At 67.0% G+C, this 17044-nt stretch carries 19 protein-coding genes; 10 read left to right on the forward strand and 9 right to left on the reverse strand.

Going from position 1 to position 17044, the window contains the following annotated elements; translation table 11 throughout:
- Positions 1 to 190: 190 nt before the first annotated feature.
- From V3B48_RS09595 to gspH, 3 genes are read right to left on the reverse strand one after another with little or no spacing between them, the layout of a single operon-like run.
- Entirely contained in the window at positions 191 to 805 is a 615-nt protein-coding gene (locus tag V3B48_RS09595) for a prepilin-type N-terminal cleavage/methylation domain-containing protein (protein ID WP_329893621.1), read from the reverse strand.
- Entirely contained in the window at positions 802 to 1152 is a 351-nt protein-coding gene (gspI, locus tag V3B48_RS09600; protein WP_285303020.1) for a type II secretion system minor pseudopilin GspI, read from the reverse strand. The genes V3B48_RS09595 and gspI overlap by 4 nt, the downstream gene beginning before the upstream one ends.
- A gap of 8 nt (positions 1153 to 1160) precedes the next feature.
- Positions 1161 to 1607, reverse strand: coding sequence for a type II secretion system minor pseudopilin GspH (gene gspH, locus V3B48_RS09605; RefSeq protein ID WP_121503635.1), 447 nt, complete (start codon positions 1605 to 1607; stop codon positions 1161 to 1163).
- A gap of 104 nt (positions 1608 to 1711) precedes the next feature.
- Here gspH and V3B48_RS09610 point away from each other — a divergent pair, with 104 nt between their 5' ends.
- A complete protein-coding gene (locus V3B48_RS09610) occupies positions 1712 to 2176 on the forward strand; it encodes a general secretion pathway protein (protein ID WP_183080173.1) in 465 nt (154 codons plus the stop codon).
- A gap of 130 nt (positions 2177 to 2306) precedes the next feature.
- Here the strand turns inward: V3B48_RS09610 and V3B48_RS09615 are convergent, their stop codons facing one another.
- A complete protein-coding gene (locus tag V3B48_RS09615) occupies positions 2307 to 2642 on the reverse strand; it encodes a hypothetical protein (RefSeq protein ID WP_329893622.1) in 336 nt (111 codons plus the stop codon).
- Between the two features lie 201 nt (positions 2643 to 2843).
- Here V3B48_RS09615 and V3B48_RS09620 point away from each other — a divergent pair, with 201 nt between their 5' ends.
- The 6 genes from V3B48_RS09620 to V3B48_RS09645 all read left to right on the forward strand — a co-directional run bounded on the left by V3B48_RS09620 (position 2844) and on the right by V3B48_RS09645 (position 9626).
- Positions 2844 to 4460, forward strand: a complete 1617-nt coding sequence (locus V3B48_RS09620) for a ShlB/FhaC/HecB family hemolysin secretion/activation protein (RefSeq protein ID WP_329893623.1) — start codon at positions 2844 to 2846, stop codon at positions 4458 to 4460.
- Positions 4461 to 4498: 38 nt separating this feature from the next.
- Complete coding sequence (locus tag V3B48_RS09625; RefSeq protein WP_201116339.1) at positions 4499 to 6283, forward strand: MotA/TolQ/ExbB proton channel family protein; 1785 nt, start codon at positions 4499 to 4501, stop codon at positions 6281 to 6283.
- Between the two features lie 10 nt (positions 6284 to 6293).
- A complete protein-coding gene (locus V3B48_RS09630) occupies positions 6294 to 6707 on the forward strand; it encodes a biopolymer transporter ExbD (protein WP_005409874.1) in 414 nt (137 codons plus the stop codon).
- Between the two features lie 39 nt (positions 6708 to 6746).
- Positions 6747 to 7412 carry a cell envelope integrity protein TolA gene (locus V3B48_RS09635; RefSeq protein WP_329893625.1) on the forward strand — a complete coding sequence of 222 codons (666 nt, stop codon included), beginning with the start codon at positions 6747 to 6749 and terminating at the stop codon, positions 7410 to 7412.
- Between the two features lie 41 nt (positions 7413 to 7453).
- Entirely contained in the window at positions 7454 to 9199 is a 1746-nt protein-coding gene (locus V3B48_RS09640; protein WP_049462487.1) for a putative porin, read from the forward strand.
- 97 nt (positions 9200 to 9296) lie between these two features.
- On the forward strand, positions 9297 to 9626 hold the full coding sequence (locus tag V3B48_RS09645; RefSeq protein WP_005409871.1) for a hypothetical protein: 330 nt from the start codon (positions 9297 to 9299) through the stop codon (positions 9624 to 9626).
- A gap of 131 nt (positions 9627 to 9757) precedes the next feature.
- On the opposite strand, the gene V3B48_RS09650 is transcribed toward V3B48_RS09645, so the two are convergent.
- From V3B48_RS09650 to V3B48_RS09670, 5 genes are all read right to left on the reverse strand, one after another.
- Positions 9758 to 11152 carry an ATP-binding cassette domain-containing protein gene (locus V3B48_RS09650; RefSeq protein ID WP_329893626.1) on the reverse strand — a complete coding sequence of 465 codons (1395 nt, stop codon included), beginning with the start codon at positions 11150 to 11152 and terminating at the stop codon, positions 9758 to 9760.
- A gap of 126 nt (positions 11153 to 11278) precedes the next feature.
- Entirely contained in the window at positions 11279 to 11668 is a 390-nt protein-coding gene (locus V3B48_RS09655; RefSeq protein ID WP_032129425.1) for an OsmC family protein, read from the reverse strand.
- A gap of 146 nt (positions 11669 to 11814) precedes the next feature.
- Positions 11815 to 12456, reverse strand: a complete 642-nt coding sequence (locus V3B48_RS09660; RefSeq protein ID WP_329893627.1) for a hydrolase — start codon at positions 12454 to 12456, stop codon at positions 11815 to 11817.
- 53 nt (positions 12457 to 12509) lie between these two features.
- Complete coding sequence (locus V3B48_RS09665) at positions 12510 to 13190, reverse strand: hydrolase (RefSeq protein WP_071227966.1); 681 nt, start codon at positions 13188 to 13190, stop codon at positions 12510 to 12512.
- Between the two features lie 71 nt (positions 13191 to 13261).
- Positions 13262 to 14128 carry a pirin family protein gene (locus V3B48_RS09670; protein WP_329893628.1) on the reverse strand — a complete coding sequence of 289 codons (867 nt, stop codon included), beginning with the start codon at positions 14126 to 14128 and terminating at the stop codon, positions 13262 to 13264.
- 151 nt (positions 14129 to 14279) lie between these two features.
- Here V3B48_RS09670 and V3B48_RS09675 point away from each other — a divergent pair, with 151 nt between their 5' ends.
- From V3B48_RS09675 to V3B48_RS09685, 3 genes are all read left to right on the forward strand, one after another.
- A complete protein-coding gene (locus V3B48_RS09675; protein ID WP_071227968.1) occupies positions 14280 to 15206 on the forward strand; it encodes a LysR family transcriptional regulator in 927 nt (308 codons plus the stop codon).
- A 191-nt stretch (positions 15207 to 15397) separates the two neighbouring features.
- Positions 15398 to 15901 carry an RNA polymerase sigma factor gene (locus V3B48_RS09680; protein ID WP_049462496.1) on the forward strand — a complete coding sequence of 168 codons (504 nt, stop codon included), beginning with the start codon at positions 15398 to 15400 and terminating at the stop codon, positions 15899 to 15901.
- Positions 15902 to 15983: 82 nt separating this feature from the next.
- On the forward strand, positions 15984 to 16940 hold the full coding sequence (locus V3B48_RS09685; RefSeq protein ID WP_329893629.1) for a FecR domain-containing protein: 957 nt from the start codon (positions 15984 to 15986) through the stop codon (positions 16938 to 16940).
- Positions 16941 to 17044: the final 104 nt, after the last annotated feature.

Genomic DNA, 17044 nt, shown 5'->3' on the forward strand with positions numbered 1-17044 from the left:
CGGCAGGAGGGACGCGCGCATGTGTCACGGTAGATGCCGACCTTGGTCGGCAGTAGATCCTCGCCATGCGTGGATGCCCGGACAGCCTCAGTGCCGACCAAAGGTCGGCACCCACCAGAGCAGGCGTGGCAGCAGGAGCCGCCCGGCCGTAGGTCCACGCCATGCGTGGATGCGCTACCACGACCGAATCCTACAACTCCAGCACCCGCCGGTAACTCAACGGCCCACGCCCATCGCGCAGTCCCAACCGCAGTTCAAGTCCGGTGGCCGGCAATACCTCGCCCTCGCTCGGCAACACGGCCCATCCCGTTCCAGGCTGCCACGCCCGCACCTCGAACCGCTGCACATCGCGCGCCACCGCAATGCCCTTCGACGGATCCGGTGCGGGCAGGGGATACCGGTCCGTAGCCGCACCACTGGCCCGCCACAGCGTGCTGCCCTGCCGCCACCAGCGCACCCGCTGCCAGTGCAGCCCATCACTGCCGACACTGCGGGTGATCTCCAGCGCGAAGCTGCCATCCGGGTGCCGCTCGCTCACCAGCGACGGGGGCACCAATCGCTGCGGACGATCTGCCGGGCGCACCGCGCCATTCATCAGCGCATCGTCGGCACGCATTTCAATATCGCGCTGGAACTGCTGCAGCACGCGCAGCGCCGTCGTGGTCCCGGCATCGGCCTGGCGCAGGCGCTGGTCGCTGTTGGCCACGCTGTCCAGCGCACGCCAGCAGATCAGCGCCAGCACGCCCATGATGGTGATCGCGATCATCACCTCGATCAGGGTGAAGCCGCGTGCGGCGCGCCTCATTGCGCCGCCGTCCACGGCAGCTGCATCCGCGCCAGCGACTGTCGCGGTGCATCTTCGGCCACCACGGTCAATTCCAGTTGCGGCTGCCCGTCGCTGCCAGTGCCCAGATGCTGCAGGACCAGGAAGCTGCCGCGTCCCTGCACACAGCGCTGCCGCGCATCCTGCGGTGGCTGCCCGGCGAGGCGCAGCTCCTGCCAGCGGTCCTGCGCGCACAACAGCGCCAGGCGACGGTCGCGCAGCCGTGACTGATCGTCGGTCGCCACTGCCACCGAGCGCATCACCGCAGCCAGCGCAATCGAAACGATCGCCAGTGCGATCAGCACTTCGATCAGGGTGAATCCGCGCATATTCCGCTTCACTGCACGACCTGCAACTGTCCGCTGCCATCATCACGAAGACGCAGTGCGCGGCCGTCCAGCGACAGTCCAAGCTCCCAGGCGGTACCGATCCACTCCGGGCTCAGCTCGATGGCGTTGGTGGGCTGCACCACGATGCCTGCAGCCTGCCACTTCTGTGGACGCAGCAGATCATCGCGTTCAACGGTGACCCAGCGGCTGCCTTCGAGGCGGCTGAAACGATAGCCGGCTGCGTCGGCCTGCCAACGCAGGGGGCGGCCATCGATGCGGGCCTCGTCGCGCGCCACCTGCAGGCGCTGCGCCAGTCGTTCGCCTTCCTGCCGCAGCTGGCGCGCGGGGTCTAGCAGACTGCCCAGGCCCAGGCCGATGCCTGCCGTGCAGATGCCGATGATCACCAGCACCACCATCAGTTCCAGCAGGGTGAAACCACGCGGGATGCGTCGCATCGACATTGCCTCCTGTCCCTTGCCGATGCGTGCCAGCGTAGGCCCGCATGATGAAACAAAAGCGTCAGCCGCACCTGCTAGCGTAGGCGGACACGAACGTGGCGATGATGTGGAACATGGACGGCAGGCGCTGGGATCGGAATCGGATGTTGACCCTGCTGGCGGCGACGCTGCTGCTGGCCGTGGTGGCTTATTGGAGCGTCACCTTGTCTGCGGTGGCACCAGCGGCGGCCGCGAGCGAAGCGCATGCCGAGGCGCCGGTACGGCCGATGTTCGATGCAGTGGCCAGCCTGCCACTGGTGCGACTACTGTCGCCCGGTGCGGTGCAGACCGAGGTGGTCGTGCTGGGCGTGATGGCGGGTGACCATGCGCCATTGGCCCTGCTCTCGGTAGATGGACGCCCAGCGGAAGCGTATGCGCCCGGCCAACGACTCGGACCCTGTACGGTACTGGCCAGCATCAGCGCCAGCGCTGTGGAACTGAACCAGGCCGGGCAAACGCGCAGCCTGCCGGTGCCTGAGCTGCCGCCGGTGCCGACCGATGGCATCGTGCCGGGCGGGTCCCTGTAGAGCCGAGCCCGCGCTCGGCTGCGTCTGGAAGAACAGTCGAGCAAGGCTCGACTCTACAAAATCCAGTGGAGCATGGCTCGACTCCACAAAATCCTGCCGAGCGCGGGCCCGGCTCCACAGCTGCGCAGGCTCAGCGCGCCGGACGCTGCGGTTCCACCGAACGACCAAAGGCATCGCCCATGCGCTGTCGTGTGCCTTCCAGGTTGTACTGCATCAGCTGGTTGCCCGGCTGCCGCATCAGGCGTTCGGCTTCAGGCAGCGCCGGTGACTTCGCCGATTTCGGCGCCGGGGCCAGTTTGCGTTGCAGGCACTCCCAGGCGGGAATGCGCTCGCCGTTGACCTGTACTTCGATGCAGGGTGCGGCATCGTCCTGTTTCTTCGCCTCTCCGGCCCAGGCCGATGGCAACGCCAGCAACAAGGTAAGGGCGAGGGCAGGGCGAAGGCCCGCCTCCAACGACTCACTCATCTTGAATCTCCTGCGAAAACCGACGCTCAGCAATGAAGACGTATGGCGAAGACAGTGTCCGCCTGCAACTGTTCCGGCGCTGTCAAAAGATGACAGTGCTGTCACAAAACTATTGGCGGTTTTGACGCGACGTACACGTCCTGTTGGTAGACCCACGCGCCGCTCCCTGGCCACTCCCTTCGATACGACGCGATGCCTTCGATGACTCCTGTTCCGTGCCGAGCCGTCCGCCTTCCGCTGCGCCTGCATCCGCTGGTGCTGGCTCTGGCCGCGATGCCGCTGCCATTGTTCGCGCAGGACGCGGCGCCTGCGCCCAGCGTGAACATCAATGAATACATCGTGCGCGGCAACACCGTGCTCGATCCGCGCCAGATCGAACGTGCGGTGGAGCCGTTCCTCGGCCCGGGCAAGACCCTGGCCGATGTCGAGAAGGCGCGCGATGCCGTCAATGCGCTGTACCAACAGGCAGGCTACCAGTCGGTCTACGTCGAGCTGCCCGAGCAGCAGGTCAGTGGCGGCGTCGTGCTGCTGAAGGTGCAGCAGACGCCGATCGGGAAGCTGCGGGTCGTAGGCACGAAGCACGAATCGCCCGAACGCATCCGCGAACGCGTGCCGGCACTTGCCGAGGGCAAGGTGCCGGACTTCGACCAGGCGCAGAAGGAACTGACCGCGCTGAATGAAGGCGGACGTCGCCAGGTGATGCCGCTGGTGCGCGAGGGCCAGGTGCCGGGCACGATGGATGTGGACCTGCAGGTCGAAGAGAAGTCGCCGTGGCGTGCCAGCGCGTCACTCAACAACGACCACAGCGCCGACACCGAGAAGCTGCGCCTGAGTGCATCGCTGGCCTACGACAACCTGTGGAAGCGCGGGCACAGCGCCAACATCGGCGTGTACCTGGCGCCGGAAGATACAAAGCAGGCCAAGGTGTTCTCGGCCTCGTACATGATGCCGTTCGAAGGCACGCCGTGGAGCCTGGAAGCGTCCGGCTACAAGTCCGACAGCCGCGTGCTGAACGCGGGTGGGCAGGTGGGTACCGGCACCGGAACCAATGTAATCGGCAACGGCCATTCGATCGGTCTCAAGCTCAACTATCGACTGGCCGGCAGCAGCCAGTGGTGGCGCCAGCTCAGCCTCGGCGTGGACTTCAAGGACACCGAGGAAGACACGCAGATGGGCAAGGAGAGCCTGAAGACGCCGCTGAAGTACGCGCCGATCACCCTGGCGTTTGTCGGTGTGCGCCAGGGCGAGCAGGATCAGTTGAGCATCAATACCCAGCTGGTGGCCGGTACCCGCCGCCTGTTCGGCTATGGCAGCGATGCCATCGGATTCGGGCAGAAGCGCTACTGGGCGGACCCCAGTTTCATCGCGTTCAAGGCCGATGTGGCCAACACCCACACCTTCGGCAGCGATTGGCAGTGGTACGCGCGCGGCTCGCTGCAGGTGACCGACGCACCGCTGGTGTCGGCCGAGCAGTTCGCCGCCGGTGGCATGTACACCGTGCGCGGCTATCTGTCGGCCGAGGCGATCGGCGACTACGGCGGCCTGGCCAGCCTGGAATGGCGTACCCCGGCGTGGTCGCTGTGGAGCGGCACGGATCTGCGCGTCTACAGCTTTGCCGACGCCGCCTACCTGCGCCTGCGCCAGCCGCTGCCCGAGCAGCGTGACAAGTACAACCTGGCCTCGGTCGGCCTGGGCGCGCAGCTGCGCCTGGGTGAGCACCTGCAGCTGCGCCTGGACTACGCCTGGCCTTATGCCGATGGCCCGGTCACGCGCAAGGACGACCCGCGCCTGCATTTCAACATCAGCACCAGTTACTGACCCTTCCCTTGAACATGCGTTCTCCGGAGACCCTTCGCATGGACCGTTTGCTTTCCCGAGTGTTGTTGCTGCTGGCCGCGCTGGTTGCGCTGCCTGCTGCTGCGGCCGATGCCAATTGGTGGCAGGCCGAATGGAAGTACCGCAAGCCGATCACCGTCGACGCCGGTCCGCAGGGCGCGGGCCTGGCCGGTGACCCGGGCCGCACGCCGCTGCTGCTGCGCCTGCATACCGGCAACTTCGGTTTCGACGGTACCCAGGACGCGGGCAACGACCTGCGCTTCGTGTCGGGCGATGGCCGCACCGTGCTGGCCCATCAGATCGAACAGTTCGATCCCAAGCTGGGCCTGGCCCTGGTCTGGGTGGACGTGCCGGCAGTCAGCGCCGCCGCGCCGCAGACGATCTGGATGTACTACGGCAATGAGAAGGCACCGGCCAGCGGCAACGGCCAGCAGGTGTTCGACCCGGACTACACGCTGGTCTACCACTTCGCCGAAGCCAATGCGCCTGCACGCGACACCACCGCCTACGGCAACAATGCCGGTGCTGTGGTGCCGCCGTCCGAAGGTTCGGTGATCGGCCGTGGCGTGCAGTTGGGCGCAGGCCCGCTGCCGTTGCCGGCCAGCGCCTCGCTGGCACAGGAAGCGGGGGCGCCGTTGACCCTCTCGGCCTGGATCAAGCCGGGCAGCAACAATGCGGCGCAGGCAATCTATGCCCGTCGCGATGGCGCCTCCGAGCTGGTGGTCGGTATCGAGAACCGGGTGCCGTTCGTGCAACTCAATGGCCAGCGCAGTACGCCGGCACAGCCGATTCCGGAAGGGCAGTGGGCGCACGTGGCACTGACCGCGGAGAAGGGTGCGCTGCAGCTGTACCTCAACGGCCGTGTAGTGGCCCAGCTGAGCGGCGAGCTGCCGGCGCTGGGTACCGCGCCGGTGGTGGGCGCCGATGCCCCGGGTGCTGCACAGCCTTTGGCCAACTTCGAAGGCGCTCTGGATGAGCTGCGCATCTCGCGGGTTGCACGTCCGGCGGCGCTGCTGCTGGCCGATGCCACCGCTCAGGGCGCCGACTCGCGCCTGATCAGCTACGGCGCCGACGAGCAATCCGCCGGGCAGAGCCACTTCGGCTTCATTCTCAAGGCGATGCCGTTCGATGCCTGGGTGGTGGTCGCCATCCTCGGCCTGATGATGCTGATGTCATGGGCGATCATGATTGCCAAGAGCCGCCACTTCGGCCGCACCAGCAAGGCCAACGCGGTATTCACCGAGAGCTTCGGCAAGTTGTCCGGTGTGCCGCTGCGCACTCTGTCCGAGATGGACCGCCAGGGCAAGGCGCCGACTGCGATGCACGATGGCTCGTTGTGGCGCATCTACCAGGTGGCCATCGATGAAATGCAGCAGCGCCACCAGCGCGACGGCAACAGTGGCTACCTGAGTGGCGCCACCATCGCCGCGATCCGTGCCTCGATGGATGCGGTGATGGTGCGCGAGCAGGAGGCGATGGCGCGGCGCATGAACTGGCTGTCGACCACCATCGAAGGTGCGCCCTACGTGGGCCTGTTCGGCACCGTGATCGGCATCATGCTGGTGTTCGTGGTGGCGGCGATGGCCGGCGCAGTGGACATCAACTCGGTGGCGCCGGGCATGGCCGCGGCGCTGCTGTGTACCGCTGCCGGCCTCGGCGTCGCCATCCCGGCACTGTTCGGCTACAACTACCTGGGTGCGCGTGCCGAAGCGATCGGCGCGGACATGGCGGTGTTCATCGACGAGTTCGCCGCGCGCCTGGCCGAAGAGCAGGACGGGCGCGGCCCGGCCGCGGTCCAGGGCTGAGGGGCGCGCCATGGGCCAGAAGGCGAAGTTCGGCATCAAGAAGCGCGAGAAGGGCATCAACGTAACGCCCTTCGTCGACGTGCTGCTGGTGGTGCTGGTGATCTTCATCCTGACCAGCAACGCCTCCATCCCCGGCATCGAGGTCAACCTGCCGAAGGCCAGCAACAGCGTGGCCCTGGAAAAGCCGAAGACCAAGGCGATCACCATCGACCCCAGTGGCCAGGTGTTCCTGGATGCCTACCCGGTGACGATGGCCGAGCTGGAAGACCGGCTGCGTACCGAACGCGCGACCACGCCGGATTTCCCGGTGATCGTGCGCGGTGATGCGCAGGTGCAGTACGCCCGCGTGGTCGAGGTGCTGGACCTGCTGCGGCGCCTGGAGCTGGCCCAGGTCGGCCTGGTCACCGGCAAGGCGCAGGGCTGAGGCATGACGGCCCATCAACCCCCTCGGCCGGAGCCCGGCATGCGCGGTCGCCAGTTGCTGGTGACCGTGGCACTGGTGCTGGCCGCGTTGCTGGTGCTCGGCATCGCGGTGTGGTGGCTGTTGTTCAAGGACACCGCCAGCACCCGTCGGCCGGTGGTGCAGCCGCCGATGCTGGCGCTGCCACCCCCTCCGCCGCCGCCGCCGCCGCCCCCGGAAAAACCACCGGAGCCGGAGATACCGCCGGAAGAGACGATGCCCGAACCGGAGCCGCTGGATCAGCCGACGCCCGCTGAAGAGCCGACGCCGACGCCGGATAACAGCGATCCGGTGACGATGAATGCCGACGCGCAGGCCGGTGGTGACAACTTCGGTATCCAGTCCGGCAGTGGTGGCGGTTCGTCCGGCGTTGGCCGTGGTGGCGCCGGCAACGCTACCTACGGCCGCTACCTGGGCTACCTGATGCAGCAGGCGATCTCGCGCGACGACAAGGTCAAGCGCCTGGCGTTCCAGCTGCAGGTGAATGTGTGGCTGGCCAACGACGGCCGCCTGGAAAAGGTCGAACTGGTACGCGGCAGTGGCAACGAGGAGGCCGACGCGGCCGTGCTCGATGCCCTGCGTCGCATCGGCAAGGTTGACCAGGCACCGCCGCCGTCACTCGATTTCCCCGCCCGCGTCCTGATCCAGGGCCGCCGGCCCGGGGCCTGACTCCGACTTCCGTGATTTCCCTTCTTTCGATGAGAACCGTGATGAACGACCACGTCCGCGCACGAACCGACTCCCGCCGCCCGCGGCCGGCCCGACGGGCGCTGCTGTGCTGCGCCGTGCTGCTCAGCCTGGCCGCCCCGGCCGGTGCGATGGCGGCCGAAACCACCATGGTCAAGCTGATCAAAGGCCTGATCGCCAGCGGTGCATTGAAACCCGAAGACGGCCAGGCACTGCTGGTACAGGCCGAAGCCGAAGCGGCGGCCGCACAGCGCACTGCAGCCACGGGCAGCACCGCGGCGAGCGGTGGCGTGGCCCTGGAGGCCGGTGACGTGCGCGTGCCGTACGTACCGCAGAGCGTGCGCGACGGTATCCGTGACGAAGTGCGCCAGGACGTGATGGCGCAGGCGAAGTCGGAAGGCTGGGCGGCACCCAACGAAGTGGCCGAGTGGACCAAGCGCATCAAGGTCACCGGTGACATGCGTGTGCGCAGCGAGTCGCGCTTCTACTCCGAGCGCAACAGCGACATCGTGAGCAACTGGTCGTCGATCAACGCCGGCAACGGCTTCGACACCAACACCAATACCAACCTGCAGTTGCCGCCGCTGCTGAACACCCGCCAGGACCGCCGTAACCTGTGGCGCATCCGTGCCCGCCTGGGCATCGAGGCAACCATTGGCCAGCACACCACGGCGGGCGTGCGCCTGGCCAGCGGCAGCAGCAATGGCCCGGTGTCGACCACCGAGCAGCTGGGGGGCGGCCTGAGCAAGAAGGACGTGTGGCTGGACCAGGCCTGGCTGGCCTACAGCCCGGCGGACTGGGTGACGGTGCGTGGCGGCCGCTTCGGCAATCCGTTCTGGACCAGCGACACGCTGTTCTCCAGCGATCTCAACTTCGATGGCCTGGCCGCGAACCTGAAGTATGACTTCGATGGTGGCGACCTCGACCTGTTCGGCAACCTCGCGGTGGTGCCGCTGGAGTACACCTCCGACAGCTCGCCGAGCCAGAGCAAGGTCAAGACTCCGAACGAGAACAAGTGGCTGTCCGGTGCCCAGGTAGGCGTGAACTGGCGCTTCAACGATGACAACGCGCTGCGTGCCGCGCTGGGCTACTACGACTTCAAGAACATCAGCGGCCGCCTGTCCTCAACGTGCTCGCTGTATTCGGGCGCGGTAGGCTGCGACACCGACTGGTCGCGCCCGGCGTTCATGCAGAAGGGCAACACCCTGATGCTGATCCGCAACATCGCGCGCAATCCGGTGGATCCGGCCGGTACGCCGACCCCGCAGTATGTCGGCCTGGCCTCGGCCTTCCGCCTGGCCACGCTGAACCTGCGCTGGGATACACAGCTGGCGCAGGGCATCGGTCTGCGCCTGGATGGCGACTACATCCGCAACCTGGCCTACGACAAGCAGGCCATGTTCAGTCGTGCCCAGAACGGCATCGTCAACAACTACGGCGCCGGCGATACTGTCGGCATCGATACCTTCCGCAGCGGCGACACCGCCTGGATGCTGCAGGCCACCTTCGGTGCTACCGAGCTGAAGGAGAAGGGCCAGTGGCAGGCGCTGCTGGGCTACAAGCACATCGAGGCCGACGCACTGCCCGATGCCTACAACGATCCGAACTTCCACCTGGGCGGCACCAACGCCCGCGGCTACTACGTGGGCGGCGCTTACGCGCTGGATGCACGCAGCTGGATCAGCGGCAAGTGGATGGCGGCCAAGGAAGTGTCCGGCGCGCCGCTGTCGATCGACGTGTTCCAGCTGGAGTTCAACACCGGGTTCTGAGTGGCGGGCGTGATGCGGATCACGTAGTGCGTGGCGGGGGCGCAGCGATGCACCCGTCTAAGGAAAGGAGACCACGCGTTGCACAAAGGAGGAATGGATGAGCCGTCGCAAGCTGTTCGAAAGTCCCGAACCGTCCAGCCAGATGCTGGGTGTTGGACCGGCCTATGTTTCAGTGGAGGGCCTGCGCCAGCACCTGGCCGAGTTCCTGCTGTACGCAGGCCGGCCGGTGGTGATCATGCGCGGGCGCAGCGAAGTGGGCTACTTCCTGCCGGCGCGCTGCTGGCGCCAGCGTGACGATGATCCGCTGGCGGCGGCTGCCGCCGACCAGCTGCTGGATGCGGCCGGTTTCCAGGCCGAGGACATCCAGCAGGTCGAACAGGAATTCAACGCGATGCGCCAGCGCACCGTGCTGCATTCACGGCGCTGAGCCTTCCGTAGAGCCGGGCCCATGCTCGGCTTTTCGGGCGGTTGCACGCGACGTTGGCAACAGCCCCTGTCGTTGTCTTCGCCTCTACAGTAGATCCACGCCATGCGTGGATTGCACACGCCCGGCCGCAGCTACAACGCCAGCACCTGTCCCGGTTCCAGCGCCTGCAGAAATGCGTCGTCATGCGACACCACCACCAAAGTGCCCGGGAACACCCGCAGCACCTGCAGCAAGTGCATCCGCAGCGTCATGTCCAGGTTGTTGGTGGGTTCGTCCAGAACCAGCAGCGTCGGGGGTTTGGCCGCCATCAATGCCAATGAAAGCCGCGCCCGTTCGCCACCGGACAATGCGGACACGTGCGTCTGCGCCGTGGCGTCGCCGCGGAACAGGAAGTCGGCCAGGTGCAGCCGGCACTGGGTCTGGCTCCAGTCCGGCATCTGGGCAGACAGCGCCTGGAGAGGCGTGACCTGCATCGGCAGGTCCCGGTAGTGCTGGTCAAGCAGGGCGATCTGAGCAGCTGGCGGCAGCAACCAGTCACCATCACGGTGGATGCTTGGGTCGCCGCACAGCGCGCGGGCCAGCGTGGACTTGCCGCTGCCGTTGTCACCGGTGATCGCCAGGCGATCGCCGACATCCAGGCGCAGATGCAGTCCACCCAGCACCGTTTCCGTGGCATGCGCCACGCTGGCGTCGGTCAGCTGCACCACCACTCCCTCACGTCGCCAGCCGGCCGGCAAGGCGAAGGCAGGCTCGATGATGGTCTCGCGCTGCAGGTCATTGCGACGAGCCTCGATGTCTTCCTGCTGCTCACGGATCTGCAGTTGCTTGCTGCCGGCGGTGGTATTGCCACGGCCGAGCTTGGTGGCTGAACGGACGCCGCCCCACTTGCGCTGTTCGACCTTGCGCACGCCGCGTTCCCGCGAGCTCGCGGCGCGCTGCTGTTCGCGCATCAACGCCTCATGGGCCTGGCCGCGCTCCTGATCCAGCTGGCGCAGCTGCCGGTCGCTGGCCTCGCGTCGCTGCTGCAGGTCCGCCTGATAGTCGCGGTAGCGACCGCCGAAGTGGCTCACGCGCCCGCAACGTATGTGCCAGAGCTCATTACAGAGCGCATCGATCAGGGCTTCATCGTGGGTGGCCACCAACAGCGCGCCATGGAACTGGCGCAGGCGCGCGATCAGCGAGCGGCGAGCACTGCGGTCCAGGTGATTGCTGGGTTCATCGAGCAGCAGTACGTCGGGGACGGCATCGAGCGCGCGGGCGAGCGCATGGCGCATCTGCTCGCCGCCGCTGCGAGAGGAGTCATCCAGTACGTGCTGCGGCACGTAGGCGATGCGTGCGCCATCGCGCCGGATGATGGTCCCGCCACTGGGCACCAGAGTACCGGCCAACATCTGCAACAGGCAGCTCTTGCCGCTGCCGTTGTCGCCGATCAGGGCGATGCGGGCACCTGAGGGCAGGTGCAGGTTGACGTCGGCCAGCAGGGCGCGGCCGTTGAAATCCAGATCCAAAGCATGGGCACGTAACATCGCGTGCGGTCCTCCTGTTGCTGCGCGCTCACTGCATCCGAACGCGGACGCGCAGCTTGGAACAGGGGCGAGGCCGGAACAAGCGAGGAACCGGCCAAGATCCGCCGCAGGTGGGCCAGACCTCCTTCAGCCGCGCTCACTGGTGATGCGCGCACCTTCGCGCATCACCAGCGTCACCGGGGTCTTTTCCACCACCTCCAGCAACCGCTGCCACTGCGCATCGCTCAGCTCGGCGCTGGCATGCAGCACGCGGTGCACGTGGAAGCGTCCATCTTCGTCGCGTTCCGAGCGCAGCTCGGCATGGAACTCGCCCAGTTCCCAGCCCTTGCGCTGCGCATACATGCGCAGAGTGATGGCGGTGCAGGCCGCCAGCGAGGCCAGGTACAGATCGAAGGGCGCGAAGCCCTTGCCCTGGCCGCCCAGCGAGGCGGGCTCGTCCGCATCCACATCAAAGCTTCCATTGCTGATGTGGTGCAGGTAGTTGTCGCCGGTCGAAACAATGCGTGCGTAGGCCATCGGAGTCTCCATCTGTCTATAGCGTCGAGCCATGCTCGACCAACCCACTGTAGCGTCGAGCCATGCTCGACCAACCCACTGTAGCGTCGAGCCGTGCTCGACTGCTCCAAAAGGCGGCGCCAGCCAAGGCCAGCGCCGCCACGAAATCACTCGGTGCGATCGTACGAGAACTGGATGCCGGCGGTACCACCGGTTTCGATGAAGAGGTTCATGAACGCCGGCACCGTTTCCGAACGGACCCAGTCGCGCTGCAGCTCGCAGAACAACTGCGGCACGCTGATCAGCTGGCCCCCGGCCTGTTCGATGCGGCGCAACGCGGCATCATGCGCCGCCAGCGAAGTGCCGCCAACGGCATCGACCACCACGTACACCTCATAGCCTTCCTTCAACGCATCCAGGGCCGGGAAAGTCAGGCAGGCTTCGGTCCACAGTGCGGTCATGATCAGCTTGCGGCGGCCGGTGGCCTCCACTGCCTTGCGGAACTCGACGTCTTCCCAGGAATTGATGGTGGTGCGGTCGTAGGTGGGGTAGTCGCCCAGCACCTTGCGCAGCTGCGGAATCGGCGGCTTGTTCAGGCCGGTCTTGACGTTGACCGTCGAATGCACGATCGGAAGACCGTAAGCCACAGCGGCCTTGGCGGTGCCGACGATGTTGTTGACCAGCAGCTGGCGGTCCATCGAGGCGATGGAGTTCACCTGCACCGGCTGGTAGTCGATGATGATGAAGGCGGAATTCTGCGGGGTCAGCAGGTGGTCGCTGGCCGGGTCGCGGATCGGTTCACTGGACATGGTGGGTCTCCGGTTGGGAGGGGGCCGGCGGCTGCCGGCACCCCGGGGGCAGCTCAGCTGCGCTGCGAATCCAGCTGCTCCTGGTTCTTCTGCACGTCCTGCGCCTTCAGGTAGCTTTCGATCAGCAGCTGGTAGTTCGGGAAGATCTTCGTGTAGACCTCGGCCCACTGCTGGGCATCGTCGCGGTTCCAGCTGCGCTGGATTTCCGAGGCCACCGCGGCGGTGTCCATCGGCACCACGCCGGCCTGCACCACGCGGGCCAGGGTGATCTCTTCGGCCATCTTCGAATAGGTACCCGACGCATCGATCACCGCGAACACCTGGTAGCCATCGGCCACGGCGGCGATCGACGGGAAGGCCATGCACACGCTGGTGATGGTGCCGGCAATGATCAGCTGCTTGCGGCCGGTGGCCTTCACTGCAGCAACGAATTCCGGGTTGTCCCAAGCGTTGATCTCACCCTTGCGCGCCACGTACTGAGCATGCGGGGCCGCGTCGTGGATCTCCGGGATCAGCGGGCCGTTCGGGCCCTGCGGGACCGAGGCGGTGGTGATCACCGGCATCTTTGCCAGCGTGGCCATCTTCGCCAGCGCAGTGGCGTGGGCGCGCACGCTGGTGAATGGCATGTCACCGATGGTCTGGAACAGGCCGCTCTGGTGGTCGATCAGCAGCATCGCGGCGTTGTCCGGATCGATCACCGGGCGGGCACCGTTGAAGTTGGCGGGGGTACTCATGGTCAGTCTCCTGGGGAAGGTGGGCGATGGCCCATTGGCGCGGCGGGTCATCGCCCGCCGCGCGGAAGCGCTCAGTGCGCGATCTGGCCGAAGCGGCCGCTGTTGAAATCGTTGACCGCCTGGCTGATCTCGGCCTGGCTGTTCATCACGAACGGGCCGTAGCCCACCACCGGCTCGTCGATCGGCTCGCCGCTGAGCAGCAGCACAGTGGCGTCGCTGTCGGCGTCGACGAACACGTCCTCGCCGCTGCGATCGAAGGTGACCAGCTGCGCCTCGCCGACCGGCTGGCCGCCGTTGATCCGGACCGAGCCCTTCAACACCACCAGCGCCAGCGTGCGGCCATCGGCCACCGGCAGTTCGGCGTTGTGGCCCTGCTGCAGGCGGATGTCCCAGACATCCATCGGCGTGTGGGTACGTGCCGGACCGGCGTGGCCGTCGAAGCGGCCCGCGATGACACGCACGCGGCCGGCGCCCTCAGGCAGATCCACCGAGGGGATCTCTGCGTCAAGCAGGGTCTGGTAGCCCGGTGCGCCCATCTTGTCCCGCGCCGGCAGGTTGACCCACAGCTGCACCATGTCCAGCGTGCCGCCGCGCTTGCTGAATTCCGGCGTGTGGAATTCCTCGTGGAGGATGCCGGAGGCAGCCGTCATCCACTGCACGTCACCCGGGCCGATGGTGCCGCCGGCCCCGGTCGAATCGCGGTGGGCGACCTCGCCCTCATAGACGATGGTGACCGTCTCGAAACCGCGGTGCGGATGCTGGCCGACCCCACGCGGGGCATCGCTGGGGGCGAAGCTGTACGGGCCGGCATAGTCCAGCAGCAGGAACGGGCTCAGGTGCTGGCCGTGGGTGTTGTAGGAAAACATCGAGCGGGCGGGGAATCCATCTCCCACCCAGTGCGGGCGGGGGGCGCTGTAGGTACCGGTGACACGCTTCATGGCGATCTCCTGGCCGGGGCTGCCGGCCGCTGTTCTTCGTTGCAGGAGACGATATCGCCGCGACAATTTGGCCGGTAGACGCCAACATTTGCCGTCATAGTCCTATCTGGTGAACAATGGCGGCAGGCCGTGGGCCGCAGGAGATCGCCCCGTGTTCATCGCAGATATCCGCCGTTGTGACCTCAACGACCTGTTCTATTTCGCCATGGTGGTCGAGCACGGCGGCTTCTCGCAGGCCGGGCGGGCGCTGGCCATGCCGAAGTCGAAACTGAGCCGGCGCATCGCGCTGCTGGAAGAACGGTTGGGCGTGCGCCTGATCCAGCGCTCGACCCGGCGTTTCTCGGTCACCGAGGTCGGCCAGGACTACTACCGCCATTGCAAGGCAATGCTGGTCGAGGCCGAGGCGGCCGAAGAAGCGATTGCGATGTCACGCGCTGAGCCGCGCGGCACCATCCGCCTGGCGTGCCCGATCGCGATCCTGCACGCGCGCATCGGCCCGATGCTGGCCGACTTCCTGGCCCTGCACCCCCAGGTGACGGTGCAGCTGGACGCCACCAACCGCCGCGTGGACGTGGTGGGCGAGGGTGTGGACGTGGCGATCCGGGTACGGCCGCCGCCATTGGAAGACAGCGACCTGGTGGTGCGCGTGCTGGCACGCCGGGTCTGGTGCACCAGTGCCAGCCCGGCGCTGCTGCAACGGTTGGGCACGCCGCAGGTGCCGGCCGACCTGGCGATGATGCCGACCGTCGATCTGGCCTCGCCCAGTCAGCAGCATGTGTGGGAATACAGTGGGCCCGGCGAGATCCAGGCCAGCGTGCATCACCGCCCGCGCCTGGTCAGTGATGACATGATCGCGTTGCGCGCAGCCGCGGTGGCCGGGGTCGGGCTGTTGATGCTGCCGCGGATGATGATCACCGATGAGCTGGAGAGCGGGGCGCTGCTGCCGGTGCTCCCCGAGTGGGTGCCGAAACACGGCATCGTGCATGCGGTGTTCCCTTCGCGGCGTGGGCTGCTGCCGGCGGTACGCGCGTTGATCGATTACCTCGCCGAGCGTTTCGAGGCGTTGGACGAACCGTAGGCTCCGCATCCACATCCACGCATGGCGTGGATCTACTGGATCCGGCGCCGCCTGGGAGATCCACGCCATGCGTGGATGATCCTGGTGCCGCGCGACGGGCCTTCGCTTGCCGCCTGCGGCCGCGCAGCCCACAATCCATGTCCGGACCGTCGCCATCACGCCCATCATTCCCCGGTCCGGCCTTGGCACCTATGTCTCCCAATGCCCTGGCGCTGGTCGAGCTGCTGATCCGCGAGCGCCGTGCGTTGTCTCGCTTCATCGCGCGCTATCTCGACCCGGCCAGTACCGAGGATACCCTGCAGAACCTGTACCTGAAGGCCAGCAGCGTGCCCGGTGATCCACCGATCCTGGAGCCGCGCGGCTATCTGTACCGGATGGCCTATCACCATGCGCTCAACCGCAGCCAGGCCGACGCCCGCGAGCGGCGCGCGATGGCCGAGTACGCCGCCGACATGGCCGAGGCGGGCCACGACGGCGAGGCGCAGGCACTGGACCAGGCACAGCTGCGCGAGATCACCCAGACCATCCTCGCGCTGCCAGCGCAGGTCCGCGAGTGCTTCGTGCTCAACCGCTACCTGGGCCTGAGCGAGCGCGAGATCGCCACACGGCTGGGTATTTCCAAGAGCCTGGTCGGCAAGCATGTGCTGCGCGCGGCACTGTTGATCCAGCAGCACCAGCAGGGAATGCATCGATGAGCGGCGATTGCCGTGGGCAGATCGCGCCCGCCGTTGTCACAACAGGAAAGCGCACCCGTTCGTGGTGCGGCAGGCCACAACCATGACCACGTCCGAACCCTCGCCGCGTCAGGCCAGGCAGGCGTTGCGCTGGGTGATCCAGTGCAGTGCAGGCCCGCTGCCGGAACGCCAGCAACGAGCCCTGCAGCGCTGGCTGCGGGCCGATCCGCGCCATGCGCTGGCCTGGCGCCAGCAGCAGGCCTTCTGGCAGGGGTTGGATGCCGCCGGGCCCGACGTGCTGGCGGCGCTGCCCGAGCTCACCACCGATCGCGAGGGCCTGCGCCCGATCGCGCCGCGCCGTCGCCTGCCATGGCTGCTGGCCAGTGCCGCCGCCGTCGCACTGATGGTGACGGCGGCACCGCACGCGCTGCTGCTGGCACGCAGTGACCTGCGCAGCAGCGATGCGCCACGCGTGGTGCAACTGGAAGACGGCAGCACCGCCGTGCTCGATGCGGGAACCGCGCTGGCGCTCGAGTTCGACGGCCAGCAGCGTCGCCTGCGCCTTCTGCGCGGGCAGGCCTGGTTCCAGGTGGCGCACGAAGCTCGCCCGTTCCAGGTCGAGGCCGCGGGCGGCCGGGTCCGTGATATCGGCACCGCCTTCAGTGTGTCGATGCAGGACGCCACGGTCACCACCCAGGTCAGTGAGGGTGTGGTCGAAGTGCGGCCGGGCGATGGCAGTGTGCAGCGCCTGCATGCCGGGCAGTCACGGGCGTTCCGTGACGGCCGCTGGCTGCAGCCGGTGCAGCTGGAAGATCCCGAGGCCGTGGCGCCGTGGCGGCGTGGCGAGGTAGTGATCGATGATCGGCCGGCCGCGCAGGCCATCGCCGGTCTAGCCCGCTATCGGCGTGCACCGGTCTGGGTACTGGGTGGGCAGGGTGCAGGCGTACGGGTCAGTGGCTTGTTCCACCTGCAGCAGCCGGAGACGGCCATCGCTGCGGTGGCCGCGCAGGCAGGACTGCGCGTACAGCGCTTGCCCGGCGGCGCGCTGGTGGTGTGGTGAGGCCCGCGCAGCACCTGGATGAACGGGCCGCATGAAAAAAACATGAAAAAACCGTGGGCACCTGCAGTGTCCCGCTGTCTATAGAGGTATAGCCAGAGCGAAAC

The organism is Stenotrophomonas sp. SMYL20 (assembly GCF_036320045.1).
Classification (GTDB): Bacteria; Pseudomonadota; Gammaproteobacteria; order Xanthomonadales; family Xanthomonadaceae; genus Stenotrophomonas; species Stenotrophomonas maltophilia_A.

Excerpts from the sequence above, each read along its gene's own strand:
- V3B48_RS09595 (WP_329893621.1), bottom strand. The coding sequence starts at position 805 with ATGAGGCGCGCCGCACGCGGCTTCACCCTGATCGAGGTGATGATCGCG.
- gspI (WP_285303020.1), bottom strand. The coding sequence starts at position 1,152 with ATGCGCGGATTCACCCTGATCGAAGTGCTGATCGCACTGGCGATCGTT.
- gspH (WP_121503635.1), bottom strand. The coding sequence starts at position 1,607 with ATGCGACGCATCCCGCGTGGTTTCACCCTGCTGGAACTGATGGTGGTG.
- V3B48_RS09610 (WP_183080173.1), top strand. The coding sequence starts at position 1,712 with ATGATGTGGAACATGGACGGCAGGCGCTGGGATCGGAATCGGATGTTG.
- V3B48_RS09615 (WP_329893622.1), bottom strand. The coding sequence starts at position 2,642 with ATGAGTGAGTCGTTGGAGGCGGGCCTTCGCCCTGCCCTCGCCCTTACC.
- V3B48_RS09620 (WP_329893623.1), top strand. The coding sequence starts at position 2,844 with ATGACTCCTGTTCCGTGCCGAGCCGTCCGCCTTCCGCTGCGCCTGCAT.
- V3B48_RS09625 (WP_201116339.1), top strand. The coding sequence starts at position 4,499 with ATGGACCGTTTGCTTTCCCGAGTGTTGTTGCTGCTGGCCGCGCTGGTT.
- V3B48_RS09630 (WP_005409874.1), top strand. The coding sequence starts at position 6,294 with ATGGGCCAGAAGGCGAAGTTCGGCATCAAGAAGCGCGAGAAGGGCATC.
- V3B48_RS09635 (WP_329893625.1), top strand. The coding sequence starts at position 6,747 with ATGCGCGGTCGCCAGTTGCTGGTGACCGTGGCACTGGTGCTGGCCGCG.
- V3B48_RS09640 (WP_049462487.1), top strand. The coding sequence starts at position 7,454 with ATGAACGACCACGTCCGCGCACGAACCGACTCCCGCCGCCCGCGGCCG.
- V3B48_RS09645 (WP_005409871.1), top strand. The coding sequence starts at position 9,297 with ATGAGCCGTCGCAAGCTGTTCGAAAGTCCCGAACCGTCCAGCCAGATG.
- V3B48_RS09650 (WP_329893626.1), bottom strand. The coding sequence starts at position 11,152 with ATGTTACGTGCCCATGCTTTGGATCTGGATTTCAACGGCCGCGCCCTG.
- V3B48_RS09655 (WP_032129425.1), bottom strand. The coding sequence starts at position 11,668 with ATGGCCTACGCACGCATTGTTTCGACCGGCGACAACTACCTGCACCAC.
- V3B48_RS09660 (WP_329893627.1), bottom strand. The coding sequence starts at position 12,456 with ATGTCCAGTGAACCGATCCGCGACCCGGCCAGCGACCACCTGCTGACC.
- V3B48_RS09665 (WP_071227966.1), bottom strand. The coding sequence starts at position 13,190 with ATGAGTACCCCCGCCAACTTCAACGGTGCCCGCCCGGTGATCGATCCG.
- V3B48_RS09670 (WP_329893628.1), bottom strand. The coding sequence starts at position 14,128 with ATGAAGCGTGTCACCGGTACCTACAGCGCCCCCCGCCCGCACTGGGTG.
- V3B48_RS09680 (WP_049462496.1), top strand. The coding sequence starts at position 15,398 with ATGTCTCCCAATGCCCTGGCGCTGGTCGAGCTGCTGATCCGCGAGCGC.
- V3B48_RS09685 (WP_329893629.1), top strand. The coding sequence starts at position 15,984 with ATGACCACGTCCGAACCCTCGCCGCGTCAGGCCAGGCAGGCGTTGCGC.